This window comes from Enterobacter sp. LM3, assembly GCF_046622475.1.
Classification (GTDB): Bacteria; Pseudomonadota; Gammaproteobacteria; order Enterobacterales; family Enterobacteriaceae; genus Enterobacter; species Enterobacter cloacae_P.
Window position 1 is genome coordinate 80,749 of sequence record NZ_JBJURN010000001.1, and the last position, 6,385, is coordinate 87,133.

General features: G+C 53.1%; 5 protein-coding genes. 3 read left to right on the forward strand and 2 right to left on the reverse strand.

All coding sequences use genetic code 11. From position 1 onward, the window contains the following. Positions 1–55: 55 nt before the first annotated feature. Positions 56–2,110, reverse strand: coding sequence for a DNA helicase IV (gene helD, locus ACJ9N4_RS00425; RefSeq protein ID WP_411500187.1), 2,055 nt, complete (start codon positions 2,108–2,110; stop codon positions 56–58). Between the two features lie 123 nt (positions 2,111–2,233). On the opposite strand from helD, the gene ACJ9N4_RS00430 reads away from it, so the two are divergent. Beyond that, entirely contained in the window at positions 2,234–2,680 is a 447-nt protein-coding gene (locus ACJ9N4_RS00430; protein ID WP_182274423.1) for a YccF domain-containing protein, read from the forward strand. Between the two features lie 19 nt (positions 2,681–2,699). After that, positions 2,700–4,862, forward strand: coding sequence for a YccS family putative transporter (gene yccS / locus ACJ9N4_RS00435; RefSeq protein ID WP_196391110.1), 2,163 nt, complete (start codon positions 2,700–2,702; stop codon positions 4,860–4,862). Here yccS and ACJ9N4_RS00440 read toward each other — a convergent pair. Further along, positions 4,819–5,445: a TfoX/Sxy family DNA transformation protein gene (locus tag ACJ9N4_RS00440; RefSeq protein WP_182274421.1), complete on the reverse strand. Its 627-nt coding sequence runs from the start codon at positions 5,443–5,445 to the stop codon at positions 4,819–4,821. The genes yccS and ACJ9N4_RS00440 overlap by 44 nt on opposite strands. A 217-nt stretch (positions 5,446–5,662) precedes the next feature. On the opposite strand from ACJ9N4_RS00440, the gene sulA reads away from it, so the two are divergent. After that, entirely contained in the window at positions 5,663–6,172 is a 510-nt protein-coding gene (sulA, locus tag ACJ9N4_RS00445; RefSeq protein WP_182274650.1) for an SOS-induced cell division inhibitor SulA, read from the forward strand. Positions 6,173–6,385: the final 213 nt, after the last annotated feature.

The following is a 6,385-nucleotide window of genomic DNA, read 5'->3' on the forward strand; positions in this document are numbered from 1 at the left end:
TATTGCCGGGTGACGGTTTCGCCTTGCCCGGCCTACAAAAACCCGCCCTTTTGCCTTACGGCTTCCTCGCCAGCGGCACATCAATACTCTTCAGAATATCAACAAACGTTGATGGCTCATCTTTACTGAACAGCAGCCACACGCGATGACGTGCGCGGGTTAGCGCTACATACAGAAGACGGCGCTCCTCCGCATCCGGGAAATCTTCCGGTGCTGGCAGTAACGCCTGCTCCATTACCGATTCGCGGGCCGGGGCCGGAAAACCGTCGCTGCCCTCTTTTAGCCCTGCCACAATCACATAATCGGCCTGCTGTCCTTTGCTGGCGTGGATGGTCATAAAATCGAGCTTCAGCTTCGGCCAGCGGGTGGCGGCTTTTTCCAGCGCGGCCGGTTTAAGATGGTGATAACGCGCCAGCACCAGAATACGTTCATCAGGCTTTGCATAGCCGCTGAGTTTGTCCAGAAGCGACTCCAGCTGGTCGTCTGCCAGCAGGGTGACTGCTTTTTTATCCCCTGGCGTGAGGCTATTAAGCGGCTTGGCCAACTGGTGGGGGTTTTGCTGAATAAAGCGGTTGGCAATTTCACCAATTCGGGAATTGAAACGGTAGGTCGTGTCCAGATCGCTGCGATCGCCTTCACCAAAATAGTGGTGGAATGCCGTCGTAAGTGAGAGCTGTGCGCCGCTGAAGCGATAGATAGCCTGCCAGTCATCGCCCACGGCAAACAGCGACGTATGCTTATTTTGCGCCCGTAACGCCGCCAGTAGTGCGGCACGTTGCGGAGAGATGTCCTGGAATTCATCCACAAGGATATGTTTCCACGGACTCACAAAGCGCCCTTTTTCCAGAATAATAATGGCCTGGTGAATCAAACCAGAGAAATCGACGGCATTTTCGTCTTTTAACGCCGTTTTCCAGGCTTTCAGCAACGGTGCCATTAATTTGACGCGCTTTGAAAACACGGCGCGGATCGCCTCCGGTGCGCTTTCAATCATCTCCGCCTGAGAGCCGCCGTGCATACGCATCAGGCTCACCCAGCGTTCGAGGCGCGAGCCCAGTCGGCGTGCCAGTTTTTCATCCTGCCAGAAGCTGCCCTCCGGGACATCCCAGAGCAGTTCCTCCTCCAGCCACTGACGCCACCCCTTTGCCTGCGCCTTTTTTTCACTGCACTGCTGCCGCCACGTTTTAATAAATAACGCCTGGCGCGCCTGGGCGTCATTTTCCAGTTTGCTGATGGGCGGTACTTTTTTGCTGCCCTGCTGGATAATATGCAGCGCAAGGGCATGGAACGTTCTGGCGGTGATATCCTGCGTGTGCAGACGTTCCTGAATACGTTCGTCCATCTCCTGCGCCGCCTTGCGGCCAAATGCCAGGAGTAAAATCTGATCGGCAACGGCTTCACCGGTTGTCAAAAGCCAACCCGCACGTGCCACCAGCACCGACGTTTTGCCGCTCCCGGCTCCTGCCAGTACCAACAACGATTGTTCGCCATTCACCACGGCACGCGCCTGCGCGGGATTGAGCGGCGACGATTCGATGGTGCTGAAGAAATCGGCATACTGGCTGAGCATGGCGTTAGTCCACGCCTGGTTATGCGCCAGCCGGCTTTTATCAATATCGCTCAACCAGGCCTGACACTGTTGCCAGACGTCACGGCAGTTTTCAAACTCATTAAGACGCGTCACAGGTAACGGCAGCGCCGTGAGCGCCTGCCGGATCGTGTGCTGCAATCCGGCAGTTTGCTGGCGGGTCAACCACTTTTGTTGCTCGTTACTCTGTGCAATGTCGTCCAGTACCTGCTGCAGCACCTGGGCTGCAATGACGCTCATGTCGTGGCTCCACTGCTGCCAGAGCGTATTCAGATGATGGTGGAAGCGCTGGGTTTCTGCCCACTCGGTACCGTGCAGGCGTACGACTTTATCGGCAGGCAAAACAAACTCCAGCTCCCCCCACACCAGCCCGCGTTTGCAATGGATCGCCAGAAGCTGGTTAAACGGAATGAGATATTCGTGGCGTTCACCGGAGACTTTCACTCCCGCATTCAGGAGGACCACCTTGTCATATGGGTGTTGCGCCAGGCGTTTGCCTAATGAAGTTGCTTTCAGTTCCATGTCCAGCTAAATCCACGAAGAGATAATTTACCTGACAGTTTAACTGCCAGTTTTAAGGTGCTCCAGCCTAAAAAAACGTTACAATCAGTGGGCGTTAATCATATCGAAAGGAACTGAGGGTTTATGCGTACCGTTCTGAATGTTTTGAATTTTGTGCTGGGCGGTTTTGCCACCACCCTTTCCTGGCTTTTTGCCACGCTGGTAAGCATCGTATTTATTTTTACACTCCCGCTGACCCGCTCCTGCTGGGAAATCACCAAACTCTCATTTATTCCTTATGGGAATGAGGCTGTCCACGTAGACGAACTGAACCCGGAGGGGAAAAACGCGCTGATGAACACGGGCGGCACCGTGCTGAACGTTTTGTGGCTGGTTTTCTTCGGCTGGTGGTTATGCCTGATGCATATTTTTGCGGGTATTGCACAGTGCGTGACAATTATTGGTATTCCGGTGGGGATCGCGAACTTTAAGATCGCCGCCATTGCCCTGTGGCCCGTCGGGCGCAGAGTCGTTCCGGTAGAAGTGGCACAAGCAGCGCGTGAAGCGAATGCGCGTCGTCGTTTTCAGTAAATAAGGACTGGCCGCGCTCATGCTAAGCCCACTGCTTCGCCGTTACACCTGGAACAGCACCTGGCTTTACAACGTCAGGATTTTTATCGCGCTCTGTGGCACCGTTGCGCTGCCGTGGTGGCTGAATGACGTGAAGCTCACCATCCCACTCACACTGGGGGTCGTGGCGGGAGCGCTGGCAGACCTTGACGACCGGCTGGCCGGGCGTCTGCGTAACCTGGTTATCACCCTTGTTTGTTTCTTCATTGCCTCCGCCTCCGTTGAACTGCTGTTTCCGTGGCCCTGGCTGTTTGCCTTAGGCCTTACGCTTTCAACCAGTGGGTTTATTTTGCTTGGCGGTCTTGGGCAGCGCTATGCCACTATCGCGTTTGGTGCCTTGCTGATTGCCATTTACACGATGCTGGGTGTTTCACTTTACGAGCAGTGGTACCAGCAACCTATTCTGCTGTTGCTGGGTGCTATCTGGTATAACCTGCTGACATTAACCGGGCATCTCATCTTTCCGGTTCGCGCTCTGCAGGATAATCTCGCCCGCAGCTATGAGCAGTTGGCCCACTACCTCGAACTAAAATCCAGGCTGTTTGACCCGGATATTGAAGAGGAAAGCCAGGCACCGCTTTACGATCTGGCGCTGGCAAACGGCCAACTGGTTGCCACCTTAAACCAGACCAAAGCCTCATTGCTTACCCGCCTGCGCGGCGATCGCGGCCAGCGCGGCACACGAAGAACGCTACACTACTACTTTGCCGCCCAGGATATTCATGAACGTGCCAGTTCCTCACACGTTCAGTATGCCGCCCTGCGCGAGAAGTTCCGCTACAGTGACGTGATGTTCCGCTTCCAGCGCTTACTGTCCATGCAGTCTCAGGCCTGCCAACAGCTGGCGCGCTCCATTTTGCTGCGTACCCCCTATCAGCATGACCCCCGTTTTGAACGTGCGTTTAGCCATCTTGATGCAGCAATCGATCGCGTACAGGCCAGCGGAACCTCGCCAGAACATATCAAAGCACTGGGTTTTCTACTCAATAACCTACGGGCAATTGATGCCCAGCTGGCAACCATTGAGTCCGAGCAGGCGATGGCCCTGGCGGGTAATGATGTGGAAAATCAGCTTGCTGATGACAGCGTTCACAGCTTTAGTGACATGTGGTTACGGCTGAGCCGCAACTTTACGCCGGAATCAGCACTCTTTCGCCATGCGGTGAGGATGTCGCTGGTGCTGTGCGTGGGGTATGCGTTTATCCAGATAACCGGGTTACAGCACGGTTACTGGATCCTGCTCACCAGTCTGTTTGTTTGCCAGCCAAACTATAATGCCACCCGACACCGTCTTGCGCTGCGTATTATTGGTACGCTGGTGGGTGTCGCTATCGGGCTGCCGGTGCTGTGGTTCGTGCCTTCCGTTGAGGGGCAGCTGATCCTGATAGTGATCACCGGTGTGCTGTTCTTCGCCTTTCGTAATGTGCAGTACGCCCATGCCACCATGTTCATCACGCTGCTGGTATTACTGTGCTTTAACCTGTTGGGTGAAGGGTTTGAAGTTGCCCTGCCCCGCGTGCTCGATACGCTGATTGGCTGTGCTATCGCCTGGGCGGCGGTCAGCTTTATTTGGCCTGACTGGCGTTTTCGTAATTTACCGCGCGTGTCAGACAGGGCGATGAATGCAAACTGCCGCTACCTCGATGCCATCCTTGAGCAATACCACCAGGGGCGCGATAACCGACTGGCTTACCGTATCGCCCGCCGCGATGCGCATAACAGCGATGCTGAACTCGCCTCGGTGGTCTCTAACATGTCAACGGAACCTCACGCCACGGCAGAAATTCGCGAAACGGCATTCCGCATGCTCTGCCTGAACCATACTTTTACCAGCTACATTTCTACGCTGGGCGCTCACCGCGAGAAACTGACAAACCCGGGTATTCTCGCCCTGCTGGATGATGCCGTCTGCTACGTAGATGATGCACTTCATCATCTACCTGCCGATGAACCACGGGTTCAACAGGCGCTGGATGAACTGTCTCAACGCATTGCGCATCTTGACCCGGGTAGCGACAGCAAAGCACCGCTGGTTCTTCAGCAGATTGGCCTGCTTATTGCCCTGCTGCCTGAAATTTGCCGACTGCAACAGCAAATCGCTACCTGGAGGAGTGATTCTCCTGTGGCTCAGGCAACGCATTAAACCACTCCGTCAGCTCCCGGCGAATGACCGCCGGGAGCGCCGCCTCATGCATACCGGTGATCGCTCCTTCAAGCGCAAACAGGACTTTCACACTCAGATCTTTGTTTTTCATCCGGATCTTCAGCCAGCTGGCTCTGGCTCCCAACGCTCGTAGCGTTTCCTCATTTGTAATACCGGCTTCGAAGAGCAGAACTTCAAGCTGGAACGTCAGGTTTGGCAGATCCTTAAGACGGTGGCGCTGGTGACGCTGGGAGCGCTCTTTTCTTGCCGCATCGAGTGCAAAAGAGGAAAGCTGAAGCAGCCGTTCTCTGTCCTGCCAGAGTCCGTCATCGACACGATAATAGTTGAGAAGCACCGGACGCCCCCGTTTCATTAACGTCAAAAAAGAAGAGGTGTGTTTTACACAGTACTTAGCACTTTGTTCACAGGCCCGAAGGTAAAGCTCACCCTCTGAAACCATCGCGAAGACGGCATCATCCACGGCAAGGGTATACCCACCGAAAAGTGCACGATGATGAATTTCACCTAATGGGGAGAGGTATTCCTGCGATCTATAAATCCGATCATAAGATATCTTTTTCATGATATTTCCCTTAAAAATCATAAAATAACAACGAAATTTCTTACTAGCGGATCCGTTAGCAGAAAAATAGGCAACTTATCGCCGTTGAGCAAGATGATTTTTCCGGACACGCCAAGAATGAATGAATTTTGCGAGTCGCTTTCCGAAAATGAGGTTGATCTTTATGCATACAGGGGTTACTGTATATTCATACAGTAACTACAGGGCTGGAATGAATATGTACACTTCAGGCTACGCAAATCGCTCAACATCTCTTTCTTCTACCGCAGGCAATGTCGCGCAGAATTCCGTCGGGCGCGTTTCGACAGGGCTTATCAGTGAAGTGGTTTATCGTGAAGACCAGCCTTTGTTGACTCAACTGTTGTTACTGCCGTTATTACAACAACTTGGCCAGCAATCACGCTGGCAGCTCTGGCTGACGCCGCAACAAAAACTGAGCCGGGAATGGGTTCAGTCCGCTGGCCTGCCGTTGGCGAAGGTCATGCAAATTAATCAACTCTCCCCTTGTGATACGGTTGAGTCGATGATCCGTGCATTACGCACCGGGAATTACAGCGTCGTGATTGGGTGGTTATCAGACGAATTGACGGAAGAGGAACATTTCCGACTGACTGAAGCGGCAGAAGAAGGGAATGCGATCGGGTTTATCATGCGTCCGGTTCGACCAGATTCTCACCGCAGAGGACAACTTTCCGGGCTAAAAATTCACTCAAATTTGTATCATTGAGTAAATTTAAGAGTTTTCCTGGAATTTTTTTCGACACCCGAATGAGGATTTAGTTCCAGAAGCTAAATCTGCGGAAAGGCTTGTCTGGTGCGGTTCTCCTTAATTTTATTGCACAATATCCGTTCAAAAAATGTTAAATAATGACTACACGGAACTTTTTTTTTCATATGCCTGACGGACTTCACACTTGTAAGTTTTCAGCGACGTTGTAGA

What these genes read in the sequence shown, in the direction of transcription:
- helD (WP_411500187.1), bottom strand. Translation starts at nt 2,110, where the DNA reads ATGGAACTGAAAGCAACTTCATTAGGCAAACGCCTGGCGCAACACCCA.
- ACJ9N4_RS00430 (WP_182274423.1), top strand. Translation starts at nt 2,234, where the DNA reads ATGCGTACCGTTCTGAATGTTTTGAATTTTGTGCTGGGCGGTTTTGCC.
- yccS (WP_196391110.1), top strand. Translation starts at nt 2,700, where the DNA reads ATGCTAAGCCCACTGCTTCGCCGTTACACCTGGAACAGCACCTGGCTT.
- ACJ9N4_RS00440 (WP_182274421.1), bottom strand. Translation starts at nt 5,445, where the DNA reads ATGAAAAAGATATCTTATGATCGGATTTATAGATCGCAGGAATACCTC.
- sulA (WP_182274650.1), top strand. Translation starts at nt 5,663, where the DNA reads ATGTACACTTCAGGCTACGCAAATCGCTCAACATCTCTTTCTTCTACC.